Origin of the sequence: Mucilaginibacter sp. (assembly GCF_041663085.1) — a bacterium.
GTDB lineage: Bacteria > Bacteroidota > Bacteroidia > Sphingobacteriales > Sphingobacteriaceae > Mucilaginibacter.
In genome coordinates this window covers 1-18,524 of the sequence record NZ_JBAZRC010000005.1, presented here as the reverse complement: position 1 = coordinate 18,524, position 18,524 = coordinate 1, and the positions used below count along the sequence as shown (strand labels likewise).

General features: G+C 42.5%; 17 protein-coding genes. 3 read left to right on the top strand and 14 right to left on the bottom strand.

Annotated features, from left to right (window positions below):
• Window positions 1-2 precede the first annotated feature (2 nt).
• Window positions 3-1,118: an ABC transporter permease gene (locus WC615_RS02850; RefSeq protein ID WP_372976632.1), complete on the top strand. Its 1,116-nt coding sequence runs from the start codon at window positions 3-5 to the stop codon at window positions 1,116-1,118.
• A 3-nt stretch (window positions 1,119-1,121) separates the two neighbouring features.
• Here the strand turns inward: WC615_RS02850 and WC615_RS02845 are convergent, their stop codons facing one another.
• The 6 genes from WC615_RS02845 to WC615_RS02820 form a co-directional block, all read right to left on the bottom strand.
• Window positions 1,122-2,114 carry an MlaD family protein gene (locus WC615_RS02845; protein ID WP_372976631.1) on the bottom strand — a complete coding sequence of 331 codons (993 nt, stop codon included), beginning with the start codon at window positions 2,112-2,114 and terminating at the stop codon, window positions 1,122-1,124.
• Window positions 2,115-2,119: 5 nt separating this feature from the next.
• On the bottom strand, window positions 2,120-2,890 hold the full coding sequence (locus WC615_RS02840; protein ID WP_372976630.1) for an ABC transporter ATP-binding protein: 771 nt from the start codon (window positions 2,888-2,890) through the stop codon (window positions 2,120-2,122).
• A gap of 7 nt (window positions 2,891-2,897) precedes the next feature.
• Window positions 2,898-3,668 (bottom strand): MlaE family ABC transporter permease, encoded by a 771-nt coding sequence (locus tag WC615_RS02835; RefSeq protein ID WP_372976629.1) that lies wholly within the window; start codon window positions 3,666-3,668, stop codon window positions 2,898-2,900.
• Between the two features lie 193 nt (window positions 3,669-3,861).
• On the bottom strand, window positions 3,862-4,479 hold the full coding sequence (locus WC615_RS02830; protein ID WP_372976628.1) for an HdeD family acid-resistance protein: 618 nt from the start codon (window positions 4,477-4,479) through the stop codon (window positions 3,862-3,864).
• Between the two features lie 10 nt (window positions 4,480-4,489).
• Window positions 4,490-6,904, bottom strand: a complete 2,415-nt coding sequence (ppsA, locus tag WC615_RS02825) for a phosphoenolpyruvate synthase (RefSeq protein ID WP_372976627.1) — start codon at window positions 6,902-6,904, stop codon at window positions 4,490-4,492.
• 52 nt (window positions 6,905-6,956) lie between these two features.
• Window positions 6,957-7,388: an Hsp20/alpha crystallin family protein gene (locus WC615_RS02820; protein WP_372976626.1), complete on the bottom strand. Its 432-nt coding sequence runs from the start codon at window positions 7,386-7,388 to the stop codon at window positions 6,957-6,959.
• Window positions 7,389-7,534: 146 nt separating this feature from the next.
• Between WC615_RS02820 and WC615_RS02815 the strand changes: the two genes are divergently transcribed.
• Window positions 7,535-8,971, top strand: a complete 1,437-nt coding sequence (locus tag WC615_RS02815; protein ID WP_372976625.1) for an MBL fold metallo-hydrolase RNA specificity domain-containing protein — start codon at window positions 7,535-7,537, stop codon at window positions 8,969-8,971.
• A 233-nt stretch (window positions 8,972-9,204) separates the two neighbouring features.
• Here the strand turns inward: WC615_RS02815 and WC615_RS02810 are convergent, their stop codons facing one another.
• A complete protein-coding gene (locus WC615_RS02810) occupies window positions 9,205-10,059 on the bottom strand; it encodes a universal stress protein (RefSeq protein ID WP_372976624.1) in 855 nt (284 codons plus the stop codon).
• A gap of 554 nt (window positions 10,060-10,613) precedes the next feature.
• On the opposite strand from WC615_RS02810, the gene WC615_RS02805 reads away from it, so the two are divergent.
• A complete protein-coding gene (locus WC615_RS02805; RefSeq protein WP_372976623.1) occupies window positions 10,614-11,129 on the top strand; it encodes a DUF892 family protein in 516 nt (171 codons plus the stop codon).
• A 444-nt stretch (window positions 11,130-11,573) separates the two neighbouring features.
• Here WC615_RS02805 and WC615_RS02800 read toward each other — a convergent pair whose 3' ends face one another.
• The 7 genes from WC615_RS02800 to WC615_RS02770 all read right to left on the bottom strand — a co-directional run.
• The gene (locus WC615_RS02800; protein ID WP_372976622.1) at window positions 11,574-12,635 is read right to left on the bottom strand and encodes an NHL repeat-containing protein; all 1,062 of its coding nucleotides are present in this window, start codon (window positions 12,633-12,635) and stop codon (window positions 11,574-11,576) included.
• Between the two features lie 561 nt (window positions 12,636-13,196).
• Window positions 13,197-14,000: a phytanoyl-CoA dioxygenase family protein gene (locus WC615_RS02795; protein ID WP_372976621.1), complete on the bottom strand. Its 804-nt coding sequence runs from the start codon at window positions 13,998-14,000 to the stop codon at window positions 13,197-13,199.
• Window positions 14,001-14,020: 20 nt separating this feature from the next.
• Window positions 14,021-15,094 (bottom strand): GNAT family N-acetyltransferase, encoded by a 1,074-nt coding sequence (locus WC615_RS02790; RefSeq protein ID WP_372976620.1) that lies wholly within the window; start codon window positions 15,092-15,094, stop codon window positions 14,021-14,023.
• A gap of 123 nt (window positions 15,095-15,217) precedes the next feature.
• Window positions 15,218-16,078, bottom strand: coding sequence for a glycosyltransferase family 2 protein (locus tag WC615_RS02785; RefSeq protein WP_372976619.1), 861 nt, complete (start codon window positions 16,076-16,078; stop codon window positions 15,218-15,220).
• Window positions 16,079-17,016: 938 nt separating this feature from the next.
• Window positions 17,017-17,526: a hypothetical protein gene (locus tag WC615_RS02780; protein ID WP_372976618.1), complete on the bottom strand. Its 510-nt coding sequence runs from the start codon at window positions 17,524-17,526 to the stop codon at window positions 17,017-17,019.
• Between the two features lie 10 nt (window positions 17,527-17,536).
• Window positions 17,537-18,046 (bottom strand): hypothetical protein, encoded by a 510-nt coding sequence (locus WC615_RS02775; RefSeq protein ID WP_372976617.1) that lies wholly within the window; start codon window positions 18,044-18,046, stop codon window positions 17,537-17,539.
• Window positions 18,047-18,064: 18 nt separating this feature from the next.
• The coding region (locus WC615_RS02770) for a BON domain-containing protein (protein ID WP_372976616.1) at window positions 18,065-18,524 on the bottom strand (460 nt) is incomplete at its 5' end.

Sequence of the window (18,524 nt, the reverse complement as noted above, 5' to 3'; positions counted from 1 at the left end):
GAATGTTGAAGATTTTATTATGGAAGGAATTGCTCCAGATATACCGCGACCCGGCCATTATCAGGATATTATTTATCATGCCGATGATCCAGTTATTGATTCTGCCGTTGGCCGCTGATTACGAGATCAAGAACATTAATCTTGGCGTGGTAGACCATGACCACAGTGAATATTCGCGTCAATTGGTAAATAAGATCGTTTCATCTGGCTATTTCAGGCTTAGGGATTATAGCGCCACCTTTCCGCAAGGGCTAAAGGCTATTGAATCGGGCCGGACGGACCTGATCCTGGAGATACCAACCCATTTTGAAAGGGATATTATCAAAGACAACCGGTCTTCGCTTTTTGTTGCCGTAGATGCTGTTAACGGGGTGAAGGCGGGGCTTGGCGGGGCTTACCTACAGGGTATTATACAGAATTATAACCATGATATTCGTACGCAGTGGATACAGGCTCAGCGCTTTGACCCACAGCCGACGATAGAAATCGCTTCTGCCGACTGGTATAACCCTCATATGAACTATCGTGTTTTTATGGTCCCTGGTATTTTAGTGATGCTGGTAACCATGATCGGTTCATCCTTTGCGGCTAATAATATTGTTAGGGAAAAAGAAATGGGTACTATTGAGCAGATCAATGTGAGCCCGATCAAAAAGATGCAGTTTATTTTGGGTAAGCTCATCCCGTTCTGGCTGCTGGCGCTACTGGTGTTAACGATAGGACTGCTGATAGCCCGGTTGGTTTATGGTATTGTGCCGCTGGGCAATTACAGTACCATTTATGTTTTTGCCACTATTTACCTGCTGGCCATACTGGGGTTGGGGTTACTCTTATCCACTTATGCGCAAACCCAGCAGCAATCTATGTTGGTTTCCTTTTTTGTTACTATGATATTTAACCTGCTTAGCGGTTTGTACACGCCAATTGAAAGTATGCCCGCCTGGGCGCAGTTGATCACAAGGTTTAACCCTGTTTCCTATTTTATTGAAGTAATGCGTATGGTTATGCTGAAGGGAAGCGGGCTTGCCGACATCAGATACCAGATTTTGGCGTTGATTGGTTTTGCCGTCTTTTTTAACGGGTGGGCAATCCTGAATTACCGGAAAAGATCCGGATGACCCTTATGGTTTTGCATTTGTTTGTTTTTGCTTGGCTTTTTCCTGGTTTTTAAAATAGCCCCTGAAAAGGAAATTATGTTTAAGCGCTTCCATATTCTGGTTAAATCCGTCTGTTCCTTTCTGAAGGTTATCCATGGTTGCTTTAAGGTTTTGGGCAAAAGTTGTATCGCGCAAAAGAACCTGGAGTGATCCGTTGCCCTGATTCAAATGCTCATCCAGAGTGCGCACCAGATTATTCAGTTGCACCGTTAAATGATCCGCGTTATCGCTTGCGTTCCTGATCTTTAGAACCGCGGTTTGGAGGTTGCCGGCCATAGCGGTATCAGAAAGCAGTACACCTGCGCTGCCTTTGCCTTTTTTAAGCCCGGCCACAAGGCCGTTAAGCCCCGTTGTTATTTCGGTGGCATTAGCGGTTGCTTTATTAATATGTTGTAATGAGGACTTCAGGCTGGTGCCTATATCTTTATCGTTCAACAACTCCATCAGGGTGCTGCCGTTAATTTTGAGTACTGTTCCTTTTATCGCATCAGATATTATGGCAATGTTGTTATTGGTTTTAGACAGGGTTTGCAGCATCTCATCTGTATTAACTATTTTTTGAGCGGCCAGCAGATCGCCTTCAGCTACTGCCGGGCTCGCTGCTCTCGAAGGAAGGATATTAACAATTTTATTCCCCATTAAACCTTCGGTACCAATAGCGGCTATAGCATTTTTATGGATGTAAGAGCGTACCTTGTTATCAATTAGTAAGGTCACCTCAATTGTGGTGTCATTGATCATCTCGATTGTTTTTACGGTACCGGCCTGTATCCCTGAAAACAAAACATTATTGCCTTCCGAAAGTCCGTTTAGGTTTGCAAAGCGGGCCTTTATCTTAAAATCGCTTCCAAATAGGTTATGATTTTTGCCTATCATATAGAAGGAAAGTATCAGTACAAACAATCCTGTAAGTACGAATACGCCAAGCCTTATATTATTTTCTCCTTGGTTTGCCATATTATTTATTCAAAAAACTGTTTAATATTTTTATCTGCTGATTGTTCAAATTCTTCGTATTTACCCTGTGCATAGCATTTTCCATCTAATAATAAGGCAACCCGGTCTGCGGTGTTTTTAACACAATTCATATCGTGTGTAATAATGATAGAGGAGGTATGATACTTCTTTTGGAGTTTTAATATCAGGTTGTCTATTTCTCTTGCAGTAACGGGGTCAAGCCCGGTTGTTGGTTCGTCATATAAAATCACATCCGGCTTTAATATCATAGTCCGGGCAAGGGCTACGCGTTTAAGCATGCCGCCTGATAGCTCTTCGGGCATCATATCTACCGTATGAGCCAGGCTTACATTTTCTAAAGCTTCTATCACCAGGGCATCCACTTCTTTTTGCGAAAAATCGATCCAATGCCTTCGTAGCGGAAACTCCAGGTTCTCGCGAACGGTCATCGAATCATATAAGGCGTTTCCCTGAAACAGGAAACCTATTTTTGCCCTGATCTTGTCCAGCTCATCATGGTCTAATTCAGGTGTGTTTTTGCCAAAAACCTCTATACGTCCGCTATCGGGCTTTAAAAGCCCAATAATACATTTTATCAATACCGACTTTCCTGATCCTGATTTACCCAAAACCACCACATTTTCTTCCTTTTGAACAGTCAGGCTAAAGTCCTTCAACACCACATTAGTCCCGAATTTTTTATAAAGGTGTTCGATGATAATGACCGGAGTTTTGTTTTTTTCATCGGCTGTTGTAAAATGCTTTTCTGTTTTCATCGGGGGGCTAATTTAAACCAAGCAGGTCTGTTAACTGAACAGCCAACAGGTCGATGATAAAGATCAATACCGACGATAGCACTACGGCTGAATTGGCAGAACTGCCGACCCCGCGTGTGCCCTTGCTGGAATTATAACCTTTATAACAGCCGATGACGCCTACGGCAAAACCAAAGAAAAATGTTTTAAAAAAGGCTGGTGAAACATCGCCGAAACTAAGGCTATGGAATACCTGGGTAAAAAACAATTTAAAGCTGGTTACTGATTTGATATTGACGCCGAGGTAAGCGCCAAACAATGAGATCGCGTCGCCCATAACGGTTAAAACAGGCAACATTAGCGTAGTAGCCAACACTCTTGTTGCAACCAGGTATTTAAACGGGTTGGTGCCGCTTACTTCCATGGCGTCAATCTGTTCGGTTACTTTCATAGAACCAAGTTCAGCACCAATACTACTGGCAATCTTCCCTGCGAATATCAATGCAGTAATAACTGGTCCAATCTCCCGTACAATGGCAATACCTACCATCACCGGCAACTGAGACTCTACTCCGTAGTCAACCAGCGAGGGCCGCAGCTGCATGGTTAGTACCAAGCCCATAATAAAGCCCGTGAGGGCGATCAGGGGTAGTGATTTGTAACCGATGATATAGCACTGGCTCAATAATTCACGAATCTCGAACCTGGGTTTGAGCCCGGTTGAGAAAAAGCGGCCTGTAAACCGGGCGATATTACCGGTTTCTCCAAAAAAAACCTTAATGTTTGTTGTTATGGCCATGCTAATATGGATAGGGTTTTTAACCTGTTATTTTATTGAATACTATTCGATCCTGTAAAGATAATTGGGTGGGTAGGGGGATTTAATGACGCCGCTCATCTAAATTGTTGATGAAGGTCAGGTAGAGTAGTATATAGTGATAATAAGGAATAGCACTAATCTTAATTATTAGCAATTCATTGTTTGCTCTGCTTTAAGTTATTGTTTTAAATTTTTTTGTGGTGCGCTTTAAGCTACGTAGCTTAAATGACATATAAACACGGAAAACGCCCGCTGCAACAAAAGCACACCCACTGATCAGGAATATATTTTCAATACCGATGACGGGGCAGAGTAATAGGAACAGAGCCATAAGCACTACAGCCAGCGCTGTAAATAACAAGCGCAGCCAGCTTCCAAACTTATACGACCGGATGTGAAAGGCATCTCCAATTGCCATTAACCCCTTATAAAGCGTCCATAACCCAATCACAACAGGTAAAAGGAGAATGGTGATTAGGGTATTGTTAAATAAAAAAGTACCTACTACAATATCGGCAATACCAGCTAAAAGCCACCATATCCAGCGCCTGGTATGGCGATTGAGCAAGCCGAAAAGGATATCCACCAGGCCTGTTCCGATCATTCCCCATGCAAATACCCAGCTCAATGCCAGGTAGGATTGAAAAGGATCATTAATTACCCAGATACCAACTGTAATAAGCAGCATACCTGCTGCCAGTAACAACCACCAGTAGCCAGTAGTGTGGCCTATTGTTTTAAAAACTATGGTTTCCATTGGCCCGGGTTTGTTTTGTGCTGAATATGCCATTTTTTAAACATTAATTTGCTATAGAGCAGGTAGTTTCCCCGGCTGTTTTTCCTGATGCTAAAGCAAGGTTGATTTGTTTAATCCCTGCAATTAGTGCGTCGGGATTGAAGGATATACTATCAATGCCGGTTTCTACCAATAATCGGGTAAAGCTCTCAGAGTCACTTGCCGCCTGGCCGCATAAACCAACCTTTTTATGGAGCCTGTTAGCTTTTTCTATCATCATTACGATTAGCTGCTTGCTGGCTGCATTTTGTTCGTCAAACAAGTCAGCAATCAGCGCGGAGTCGCGATCGATACCCAGTGTTAACTGGGTAAGGTCGTTTGAGCCAATCGAAAATCCATCAAATATCCCGGCAAATTCTTCAGCCAGTAATACGTTACTGGGTATTTCTGCCATGACAAAAATTTGAAGGCCATTTTCCCCGCGTTTAAGGCCATAAGTTTCCATCAGATCGACTACTTTTTTCCCTTCAGCTACCGTACGGCAAAATGGGATCATCAGCTTTACATTGGTTAGGCCCATTTCATTTCTTACTACTTTCATTGCTTCGCATTCCAGCCTGAACCCATCACGGTAACGATCATTATAATACCTGGAAGCGCCTCTGAAGCCGATCATTGGGTTCTCTTCCTCCGGTTCGAAATATTTTCCGCCTATCAGGTTGGCATATTCATTTGTCTTGAAATCGCTCATCCGAACAATCACTTCTTTCGGATAAAAGGCGGCGGCTATAGTAGCCACACCTTCAGCCAGTTTATCTATAAAATATTGTTCCTTTTTTAGGTAGGAGCGTGTGAGGTTTTCTATCCTGATCCGATCCATTTCATCTGTAACATCCCGGAATTTAACCAGGGCCATGGGGTGGATCCGAACATAGTTATTGATGATAAACTCCAGTCGCATTAAACCAACGCCGTTATTAGGAAAGAAAGAGAGTTGAAATGCTTTTTCAGGCTCGCCGATGATTAGCTGTGCTTTAACGGTTTCAGGTAAATGGATGTGGCTTACATCTGTAACCGTTTCTTTCCAGTTTAACTTTCCGCGATACACATAGCCGTTTTTACCCTCAGCACAACTGATGGTAATTTGTTCTCCTTCTTTGATTGATGAGGTGGCTTTTTCGGTACCTACAATGGCCACCACGCCCAGTTCGCGGGCAATGATCGCGGCATGGCTGGTTCTTCCACCTTTATTGGTTACAATACCCGCAACCTTTTTCAAAATCGGATCCCAGTCCGGGCTGGTCATATCGGTAACCAGTATATCGCCTTCATTCAGCCTGTCTGCCTGTTCCGGAGAACTTAACAGCCGGGCAATTCCTGTAGTGATCATGCTGCCAATCGCTTCGCCGGTTGTAATTACCTGACCTTTTTCGACGATTGCACATGTTTTTACAAATATCTTTTTTTCCTGGCTGTGCACTGTTTCGGGCCGGGCCTGTGTGATATATAGCTGGTGGTCGTTCCCGTCTTTGGCCCATTCAAAATCCATTGGTTTGCCATAATGCTCTTCAATGATCAATGCCCAATTGGCTAATTGTTCAATCTCTTTATCACTCAAAACAAATTTTTCCCGAAGTTCCCAGGGGGTGTCTTTATTTACAGTAGGGTGCATCTTGTCAGCTGCATCACCATAAATCATCGTTTTACTTTTGCTGCCCAGATTTTTTTGGACGATTGATCTTAATTTCTTTTTTAAGGAGGGTTTAAATACCAGGAATTCATCGGGTGTTACAGTGCCCTGAACAATATTTTCCCCCAATCCCCAAACACCGGCAATATGTACTATATCCCGAAAGCCGGATTCCGGTTCAAGGGTAAAGCCTACGCCCGAGCAGCCGATATCTGAACGCACCATTCGCTGGACGCCTACGGACAGGAAAACCTTATTGTGGTCAAACCCCATATCTTCGCGGTATTTGATTGCCCTATCGGTGTATAGCGAGGCAAAACATTGTTTGACCGCGAAAACAAGCGCCTCATGGCCTTTAATATTCAGATAAGACTCATGCTGCCCCGCAAAACTTGCGCCGGGCAAGTCTTCGGCTGTAGCGCTGCTCCGCACGGCAACCTCTTGTTCCGATCGGTCAAAAAGATAATCGTAGGCATCAATAATGGCCATTTGTAAGTCGACTGGCATTACACCATCCATAATCAGTTTTCTTGCTTTAGCGCCTGTCTTGGCCAGGTTTGAGAATTTTTCCCTATCCAGCCCGCCCATCAATTTTCTTAATGATACATCCAGCCCGTTGAGGCGGGTAAAATACCGAAAGCCGCTTACGGTGATAGAAAACCCGTCGGGTATGCCGATCCCTTTACCGGCAAGACAAGTAAACATTTCACCTAAAGAGGCGTTTTTACCGCCTACTTCAGCAATGTCGCTGATACCGGTTTCGCTGAATTTTTTTATGAAATTTTCCATTATTGATCGTTTATAGGTTATCCGCCTTGCGGGCCGGCAGCTCGGCGCTGTGTTAGTCTACCTTTATTTGTTTTTTAGAACTGGTGTTTTTGCCTGATTTTTTAAGCTCAAGCTCAAGCAGGCCGTTCTGATAATTGGCACTGATATGATCTTCTTCCACATTGTCAGGTAATTTAAAACTGCGGGTAAAAGAAGAGCATGAAAATTCCCGGCGGGTATAATTTTCTTTTTCTTCTTTCTCTTCCTTGCTGGTTTCGGCGCTTATAGTGAGCATACCATCTTCAGTGGTAATATTAAAATCGTTCTTTTTAAAGCCGGGAACAGCTACTTCCAGTTTGTAGTGGTTTTTTGTTTCACGGATATTTACCGCCGGCAGCAATTCGCCGTTCACAGAAAGTTTATCAAAAAAGCGGTCTTTGTTCCGAAAGTCTTCCATCATTGATCTTAAAGACGGAGTGTGATGAGATTTAACTAAAGTTGCCATAGCTTAATTTTATTGGTTAATGAATAATTCAAATCTCGGTACAATGACACAACAGGGTTATGATCCTCATCACTGGTGATAGTGATACTGGTCAGTTAGTCTGACACCACAAGAGGTTATCTTTAAAAATATCAAACAACAAACTTATGGAAGATCTCACTGATAACCTGGTGCCAACCCCAAAGCCCGAAGATTTTAACAAAACGGCTGTTTACTTGCAATCTCTCGGCGCGGCGGGCACCGTAACAGGTTCAAAACATTTGCTGATTACCCCCGGCCTAAATATCTTGGTTGATTGCGGCTTGTTCCAGGGTGTAAAAGCCTTGCGGGAAAAGAACTGGGAAAGGCCACCGGTTAACCCGGGCGAAATTGATGCAATGATACTGACGCATGCGCATCTGGATCATTGTGGTTATATTCCTTTACTGGTAAAAAATGGTTACCGTAAAAACATTTACATGAGCCAGCCAACCCGGGATTTGACCGAATTGATATTGCGTGACTGTGCCAAACTACAGGAAGAAGATGCCGAAAAAGCCAACAGGCATGGTTATACCAGGCACCATCCTGCCGAGGCGCTTTATACAGTAAAGGATGTGGAAACAGCACTACCTTATTTTAAAGTTTCCGAAATACGTACCCTGATAAGTTTAAACGAGCAAATTAGCTTCAGTTTACATCCGAGCGGTCATATAGCCGGAGCATGCTCGGTTAAGATTAACTGTTATGGGAAAAAGATTGTTTTTTCAGGGGATATTGGCCGCCAGCATTCTGAATTACTACCGGCGCCCGAGGCTTTGCAGGATGCTGATTTTGTTGTGATGGAATCAACTTACGGCGACCGGTTGCATGCGCAAACCAACACAGGCCAGGAACTGGCGCTGGTAATTAATGATACTGTTTTTAATAAGGGCAACATATTGATTCCCTGTTTTGCCGTTGGCCGGGCACAGGAGGTTATGCACCTGATCTATCATCTGAAACAACAGAAACAAATACCGGCACGCATCCCCGAATATTTGGATAGCCCGATGGCTGCATCAGCGGGCAAGGTATTACAGCATTATCCGGAATGGTTTACTATTGACGAGAAGGAATGTGCGCGGATGTTCAGCGGAGTAACCATTAACCATGATTATAAAAACACAGAGAAAATTATCCGCCGGGGTGGCAGCAAGATCATCATGGCAGCCAGTGGTATGCTCACCGGCGGCCGGGTGCTGGAGTACCTCAAACATTATTTAGGCGATACCCGTAATACGATTCTGCTTATCGGGTTTCAGGCAGAGGGTACCCGCGGCAGGGCTCTGCTCAACCAGGGGCACGAAATCAAGATACATGGTCAATACTACCCTGTGAAGGCTCAGATCAGAGAAATAGAGGGGTTATCTGCCCATGCGGATCAGACTGAACTGCTGGGTTGGGTGGGGCAGTTTGCAAAATCGCGGCCCCGGGTATTCCTGGTGCATGGCGAACCCTGCGCCCAAGAATCCTTACGAATAAAGATACAGGATGAATTGAAGTTAAAGGTGATTTTAATGAAGGAATTTCAAAGGGAGTTTTTGTTTACTATAGGCCAATAATGACCAGAATCACTAAAATAACTGATCCGAATGCCTATGATCCAATGTATGGGAGTGTATTTTTGGGTTAACCGATGGATGGAATTTATTCCTGTTTCGGTAAATGTTCGCAGCATGGGCTTTATGCCGGTGATGGCGACATTACGGAACCGGAAACACCGGTTCCGTTTTTTATGTTCAATTAATTACTAATTGCATAATTTATATTGGCGACAGGGCCATTCATAAACAATCTACTCTGAAACAAAATTGGGAGGGAAAATGAACAGGGCTTTTTGTTGATGGGCAAGCTCTTTTTTAGCATTGGATGTGCCAAAAAGCTGTGAAAAGAAACCCTGGTGATAATGTACCATAGCCAAAATATCTGCATCCGAAGTTTTGCAAAAGCCGTTTAGACGGGTCACTACATCCTTGCCTTTAATATCGTGATAACTGATTCCGTTAAAATTTAGGCCATTTACATATCGTTTAAATACAATTTCACTTAACAGGTCGGGTTCTTTTGATTTGTATACATCAATGTGTATGATATCAATTGTAAATCCAATTGTTCGCGCCAGATCTGCCAGGTAGGTAAGTGCATTAATGTCATTTTTTTCATAGTTTGTAGCGAAAACGACTTTTTTTACCTCTTTCAGATCGGTATGTGAAGGTATAATTAGCACCGGCAGGTTCGATTTATTGATAACTTTAAGTGTTTCCTGACCTTCTAACAAGTGGTCGAACGCACTGCCTGAACTAGCCCCCATTACAACAAATGCTATATTTTTTTCATTGATTATCTCTTTTACGTTTTCGCCTAAATGGCCTTCTCCTATCATACACTGAATGTTTACCGGGCTGTCCGCTTCAAGTTCTACATCATTGTTTTTTAATGTTTCAGTTAATAGTTTAAGTCGTTTTTCTTCCTCTGAAGCATACAGGGGAGGGGAATAAGGTAAACTTGCATAATAGGGATCAATAGGCATCATTTCATAAGCGTGGTAAAGCAGCAAACCAGTATGGAGTTTTTTACTGAGCTGTACCGCATTTTTGGCGGCATGTTCGGCGTTGTCCGAAAAATCTGTAAGAACCAAAATTTGTTTCATAATGATGTTTTTAACAGTGATGTATTAAGCCTGCTTTTTATTTGATCAAATGTTGGAAGAATGTATTGATTAATAAATGATCTGTGTCAGTATTTGAAATGACCGGAGACGAAAACAGCCACTTACGATTAAAAAAATTGCCTGGTGTAAACTTGTTTAACCGAGGTTCAAGTAGTAGTAACTTTGGAGCAGTAAAAACAGCATTTAACTTATGAGCATTTTTAGTTTTTAGCAATTAAAAGTAAAAAAGCCCTGTAATATTTGATTACTGGGCTTTGTATTTTCTGCGGAAGGCTGAGGTCATCAACCTGAAATGTAACTAAAAGATCATAGAATAAAGCTGGGTTTCTAAAATGCCAGTCAAGCTCGCTCCGGGTGTTACTTCACGGATCTTGGGATAAAAAACTTTACTTCCTCGTCCACAGATGCAGCCCATCCCAAGAACTTGGCAGCTTTCAGGTCAGACAGCAATTTGATGAGTATCAGAAAAGATCATGTCTTTTGTCATTAAACAGAGTTTCCTACAATCCTATATTTATCAAAAATATCCCGTTATGGAAAATAAGGAGAATATTACTGTATTACATAATCTGCTTGATTATGATTTTTGCCGTTATCTGAGCGCGGAAATGCAGCTCAAAAACAGTATTCCGGCCTGGATCGAACATACCTCCTCATTAGAGCTCCGGCTGATTATGTCCAAATACCTAAATGTGGTTCAGCAGCATTTAAATAAAATCAGAAAATTTTTTGATGACGAGAAGATGATCCCGGTAAGCTTGGCGAATGGCCTGATGGCAAAATATATCGAGGAAACGAATGAAAAATTAATAAATACTGCTCTGTCTGAAAGAGATGCATGCATGCTTGCGGGTTTACAACACATCAACCGGTGTAAAATGAGTAAATACGGCGTAGCTGCAACTTTCGCAAACGCGTTAGCACTGGAGGCCGCTGCCATATTATTCCTGGAGCTGGAAAACAACGAGAAGGGTATAGAGTGCCGTCTATTTCAGTTAGCAAGGCCTGACATTTCATCATTTGCAGTGCTATCTCATTTGTTCGCCTAAATAAAAGATCTAATGCTGGCTTTTAAAGCTCCTCCGCGGATACGTAAGGTGCAATCGACCGGCATGGGATACCATTTAATTACTACCATTTCTGGTTTCATTTCCTATTTAATTCTCAGATAAAAATGTATGCATCATATTAGCAACCATCATTATGATTGCTGTTATACGAAGTGCCGATGCTTATCATAGCAGCATTCCTTTCTTTCCCGTTCTTTATTTGCTTTAAATAAAGACTTTTTTAAAACTAAAAATCAGACGTTCAAATTCAGAAAGACATTGTGGATGAGCTCAAATGGCAATTCTTCCTAAATGCATCATTCATTACTTTTCATGGTGCATTAATTAACCTATTCCTCGTCTTGATATTCCTTTTAAAAAATACATTGCGCGCGTGGTGTAATGATTGAAGAAGTAAGAAGGTCTCTATAAATTTGCAGACATTTATTTACCTGTATCAATTTTTCGTATCATGTTGTTTTGCCAATCCGCTACATATATATTTCCTAAAGCATCAACCGCAACATCTGCTGGTCGGTTAAACGATGCTGATGCAGCAGGGCCATTTACAAATCCCTCAACGCCGTTGCCTGCAATTGTGGTCACCTCACCCTTTGCGTTTACCTTTCGTATTTTATTGCCACCATTGTCAGCCACGTACAAATTACCTGAAGCATCTAGGCACATGCCTAGTGGATAATAAAACGATGCTGACGTGCCATTGCCATCTTTTGAACCACGTGCAGTGGAGCCGGCGAGGGTTGTAACTACGCCGTCCGGAGTAATTTTGCGGATCAGATTGGTAATTTCCTCCGATACATATACATTTCCCGCTGCGTCTACTGCCACGCCATTTGGGCTGTCAAATGAAGCCGAAGTACCCTTGCCATTTACTGTTCCGTGAACTCCGCTCCCGGCAAATGTGCTTACTGCACCATCCGGAGTTATCTTGCGAATTTTGAAATTAAGGAAATCTGTTACATAAAGATTTCCTGATAGATCTAAAGCCACATCGGTTGGTTCCCAAAATGTGGCTTCAGTACCCTTGCCATCGGCCGCCCCTGCCGCTCCGCTGCCGGCCAATGTCGTTACTACACCTGTCGGGCTCACCTTTCGTATCCTGTTGTGATCTGCAACATATAGATAACCGAGAGCATTTACAGCTATACCTGATGGGTAATAGAATTCAGCCGAAGTACCCTGGCCATCAGCCAAACCCAGAAGACCACTGCCCGCAAGCGTTGTTACAACGGCCGATGGGGTTATCTTACGTATGGTGCAATTTAGCTGATCCGATACGTATAAGTTACCTGAAGCATCGAATGCCACACTTATTGGCTTTGTAAATAAAGCCGCCACGCCTGTACCATCAGCTGCGCCCTGTTGTAAACTACCAGCAAACGTGCTTACCGTTACAACCGTAGGAGATGGCTTATGCCAATCTTTGATGCAGGCTGTCCCCACCAACAGGAAGGCCGCCCCTAAAATCAAATGTTGCTTTTTCATAGTATTGATGTTTTAAATTGACACAAAGTAAATATCTTCAAAGAATGGTGCGTATAATGCCTGAGGTTATGTTATCTGATGGTTTGATACACGCGGGGTATTGACGAAAAGGGGGAGTTTTATAATTAACTATCAGGAAGGCCGATGGGGTTTTTCAATGGTTGAAGGTTCCATTTCCAGTAGAAATAGGATTTGTTTTAAGCTTGCAATCTATTGATGCTTATAGTGTAATCTATTTACACCGCACCTATCTTTACTTTAGTTACCTTTATCCAAATGAAAACCTGTTCTTATGACCGTTGATTATAATAGTGACTATTACTACTGATCGAAGTTTTTAGCGCGAACTAAACTGATAAGCATTCAGCTTACGTCCCGGTAAATTATTTGATGTGTTTGCAAAATAAGCGTCTTAACTTTACATCAGTTTTTTATGTGCATCATAAACGTTTTGGGGGTATAGCTTTGGAGGCAAGCGCGGTGAACCCGTTTTTTTGATAACTAATTTCGCTATTTTATTTTTTTGCTATCCTTTTTGATACGCTCAACATTGGGGAATCTCTATCCTTGATCTGGTTGATACATCCTGTTTTCAACGGGTTGATAATATTCATTGAGGTTTTGGGGTATCCGCGATTTGTAGCCTAATACCTGCCGCAAATTGTTATCCAGGCTATCGCCCCAATCGTAGCCCAAAAACCTCGGGTAATCAAGCTGAGGCTTAAAAAAAGGTCGTGTAAAGGCCATAGTTAATGTTCGCCTCGGTTTGTCGGTGAGGTTTTTCCCGGTAGCATGCCATAGGTTGGAATCAAAGGCAATTATACTACCCTTCTTTACCACTGCGCGATCTGCGTTTTTAAAAAAGAAGTCATCATCGGGCCGTGCCTCATTTTTATGCGATCCGGAAAGGAAATAGGTTGCCCCGTTTTCGAGCGTAAAATCGTCAAGAATCACCATAAGCTGTATCATTACCTTGTAATCGCCGGTATAGCTCCTGATATCGCGGTGGATGTTTTGTACATAACGACCAGAATCCTTGGTGTTAATTACCGCCCCTAACGAATTTAGGATGTAATTACCTTTTAAAAAATGCTTGATTTGTTCTGCACAATATTGGTGTTGCAGGAACGGTATTGTGAATAATTCCTTTTCAACAAGATGGTGCAGTGTGCCACTCATGTTGTCGCCTATACCGTTGGATAGCTGTATTTCACGTCTTACGGGATAGGCCTTGACCAGTGAATTTAAAATCTCTTCTAAAAAATCAGGTTTAACAGCGTCTTCATAAACTATCCAACCATAGCGGCCCATAATTTCATCAAAAACTTCCAGGTCCGCATCTGCGTATTTAAATTTATTTTCCATATTTTTTTATTTGAGTGAATTTATTTTCCGGTTTGCTCCGCGCTGGCAAACGATATCGTTGTTTGTGCTTTTGGTTGCCGATATATTGGGAAATAACAAGAAGTGCAATCAGCACTGGCTGCCTGTAATGCCAATTGGTCATATCGGCCCTTATCATTTATATAACACCATATCTCATCATTAACCTGCAGGCTTGAGAAGCGTTTTTTAAAATCAAATAAGGAGTCTTGTTTACCGTTAACGCCACCGCCGAGATGAAAAATTGCTTTACCTGCTCTTCGCCCTAGTTCACTTATCTCATCAGTAATCAGTTTGCTGGGCGATTCTTTAAGATAATCGGCAGATGTAGCTGAAAGGTGGTTCCTGATGATATGCTGTGACATGAGTACGATGGCACCACATATTAGTTTGGTGCCATCATAAAGTAACAAAAGCTTGTTATCATACCCCTCCATACTTAGTAAGCTTGCAAAATATTGCTCATTAAAGTAATAACGGGATGAAGCTTTTAACCTATTCATATTTTCGTGATACATATCAGCGAAAGCTTTTATACTTTCAGCACAGCTGCACTCGCGCAGTTCATAACCAAGGGTACGCAATTTTTTGATCTGTCGAAAAAGTCGTTTATCGTAACCATCACGTTGCTTGTCAATAGGTTGTCTTAAATCTATGTATAAAGTTGTTCCATTGTTTTTAAGGCCACCAAAGGCATTTAATAGTCGACGCTGTCCGCCAAAGGGATGGAGTCTTGAAAATATACAAACCGATTTCTCCCGCGCCATAAAGCCCTCAAAGGAATCAATGAAATCTGCGATGGCGTAATCAGGAATATTTGATATATCTACATCAGATATAGGGCCGCTATAACCATAAACGGACGTCATATCAAAAAAGGAGGAGTTCTCGACAGGTCTTTTTATTACCGGTAATGCAATAAAGTAGAAATCACGCTGGTGTACAAACAAAATAGGTTCACCTTCACAATTTAAATTGTGATACTGCCAGGAATGAAATGTTTCGTAAGTAAGTGATCTGCTCACGTAATTATCCCACCTTTCCCGGTCCCGAATGGTAAAATTTTCAAAGTTCATAAACTGATTTGTAATATGGGCATATTTATTACACTAAGTGCGATGATTACTAATCCGAATCGCATATAGTAATAGTTAGCGCTAAGGAAAATAGGTGTTGATAAAATCGTTTAAGAGGAATAACTAAGAAAGATAACTCAGTGTATTGAACACTTTTTTAAACCTTTTTCTGCTGAGTTCAAATAATGCATCTCTTTTCAGGTACAGCATTAACAAGCGATATTTGAGAAAGCCGCTATATTCAAATTTTCTTATAATCATGTTAAAATCACTGATTACCATTTCCTTCCGGGTATCATCTTCAATCATACTCCAAACCCCACCTGTATGCGTGCGGTAACAGCTCATTACTTCCGGCAAAACGTATATTTTCCCTCCGGAGTAATATGTTGCCGAAAGTTTTAAAAGTTTATCTACAGCAAAGATTTGCTGATACCAGGGCATATTGAAAAATATGTTCGTTTCGGGGATATTTCGGTAAACTACACTCGCTGTTTTAGTTTCTACCTGTTTCCCAATAAGCAGGTCTTGATATGTATGCACCAGCGGCTTAGGCGAAGTATCAACATGGAGGGTAAGAGAATCAGAATCAATTACCCGTGTATAATGACAACATATAACATAGGCTAAGTTTTGTTCCAAAAAATCAACTTGTTTTTGCAGCTTTTCCGGATCTGTCCAATAGTCGTCCCCATCGCAAAGGGCAATATATTTACCTTTGCAGATATTCAGAACATTACGCATGTTTTGATGAGCGCCAACATTTTTTGGATGAGATGTCAATTTAATAATATCGGGGTGCCTGGCCTTCATTTCATTAATTATCGTCGTAGCCCCATCGGTTGAACAGTCGTCGCCAATTACGATTTCAAACTTGAAATTAGTCTTTTGCATCAAAAAGCTGTCAATCGTTTGGGTAATAAACCGCCTATGGTTGTATGTGATACAACAAATACTTACCATTACATCTTCATTCACTTTCATTTTCAAATAATTTAGTTGTTTTTATGCGCTAGCGTACCGCAACATTAATCAAAAAGATTAAGCGAATTTTAATGGGGATAAAGCGAGAAAACAGCGCTCCGCCAAATCAGTTACATGAGATGATTAATCTAATCAAGGAAAAATAAATCAAACCTGGCCAGTCCGTGTTTTCAAAGGTATCCATTAATTGTTCCATTATATGATCGCAATGGCAGTTGTTCGCAACTTGTGTCCTAGCACAGTTTTTTTTACACTATTGTATATCCATTAACTATAGTACATAATGGATTTTAGCAGTTCCCTTTCAATTATAACAGATTTTTAAATCCTATTCGTGTGTAAAAGCCATTGTGTTTTTTGCTTAATTTATCGTCATTTCTATCCGGACAGCTCGCAAGTTTCATTCATTTAAGCGGGAAAGACGTATCATAACAGTTTTCTTGGTAAGTTTCACGGCTAAAACTGATAGACCTTTCATCAACCTGACATATCGGATGACAATATTTAGCCCTAACCGATAGTGGGTTTGTAATGATCATATAACTTTTATTCATGGCATAATGCATTTCCTAATCAAGCATTCCAACAGTCGCGCAGATCCTTAAAGTCGATCCGACTGTAGTGATTTTTCAGGTAGTTATATAGCTTTTCTTTTTGATCTTCCGGGAAGATCGCCTCTTCAGTAGCTTGCAAAACAACAACCTGCGCATCTTTCAGTTCCGAAAATAGATTGGCATCTGTTTGATCACAAATACAGTGGGGCGATCGGCTGGACGAATACGCTGCCGTTGGCAAATTTTACACCGGTGGTGTTTTCGGGCGACAGATTTTCAAGAAAGATCGCCGTCAGACCAGAATGGGTTAGACGGGCCGGGTAACAGCCAAATCGATAGTTTCGGGCCTGATGTGTTCCGCGTCCAGGGCAAATAAAATATTTTTCATGATTTGCTATTGTTAACGTGTGAATGCCTCAATTGCTGACGTTCCCACAACGGCCGGCATTCGTCCCGCCGTAGCATCTTCCAGGCAGCGAACGCGAAGACCAGCGGAAAGGGAAAGGCGGCACCATAACCCAGGGGGGCGATGGCCAACAGGAAAATGATCGCTCCCAGGCAGGCTGTCTTTAGCCAAACGCCGCGATAGCCCATGCTTAATGCGATTAGCCCCTGCGCGATGGCGATGGCGCTGACCGTTACAGTGATATGCCGGCTAAACCAGCCGCTGATAAAATCATTATACCCGGCCCATGCCCAGCGGCTGTAACTTAAATACCAGTCAGGATGGTCGTGACTCGTCGTATAATTGGTCCAGGCTGCCCAGGCGAATAAAAGAAGGAAGGCCAGCCGCGCCAGGCGTGGTCTCCGGAAGGCCGCCCACAGAATCAGCAACCCGACCAGGTTGGAGAAGCCGTAGGCGACCAGTAGCAGCGGAGATTGCAGATCGTTCATCGGTCACTGCTTACATAAATTTACCTTCTTCGTTCAGTTTTACTTTCATCCGCTTATCGCCGTTCTCCAGCAGCAGTTTGAAAGTTTTATCTGCAGCTTCCTTATGGTCATAATAATGCACCTGGTAGACGTCCTGGGAAATTTGCCAGTTCGGGAACCGCTGTGTGACCGCTTCCCTTACCGCTGCGGGCAATTTGGTATTCTTGAACTTTTCCGCCGTACGCAACAATTTACCATCTGCATCATAAACCGCCAGGATCTCTCCATCCGGAATATAGAAGGAAATGTAGTAGCCATCGTATTGGTCGTCATAATACTCCGACTTTTTTACGCTATAAACCGCTGCCTGCATCTCCAACATCCTGACTGGCTGTGCCATTTCCCGGTTGTCGGCAGCATTGATATACTTGAACCGCGAGGCGACGATTTTCACTTCAGGGAGATTGATTTGCGCTGATGACGGCGTTGCAAAGCCTGCAATAAGCAAAGCCGGCAGAAGCAATGATTTTAACTTTTTCATGATTTTAATATTTAAGGGTTAATACACCAATTCCGGTTCTTCGATGGTCAGTTTGTTTTCTACCTGGTAAACGCCCGGCGCTTCCCAAGCCACATCCTCGGCATCTTCGCTTTCAGCAAGCGACCTTACTTTACCGTTTAAAATGACTTTGTTACCAATGGTGCTGACATTCACTTTGAGGGCATCAACGGTTGCATTCCGCTTGAAAGCTGCCATGATCTTTTGTTCGAGTTCGAACGGGTTCACCTTTGGTTTGATCGTGATCAGGTTTGTTACGGAACGCACACCCGAAAGATTTTGAATAGCCGTTCTGGCATTCACCCGCTGGTATTCCCATTCCAGTTCGCCTTCAAGGGTGACAATGCCGTCCTCCACTTTGATCTTGATCTTTTCTTCCGGAACGGCTGAATGCCATTTAAGGGCATTGAAAACCGCCTCAGCGATTTCCGCGTCGGTCTTCCGGTAAACTGGCGATACA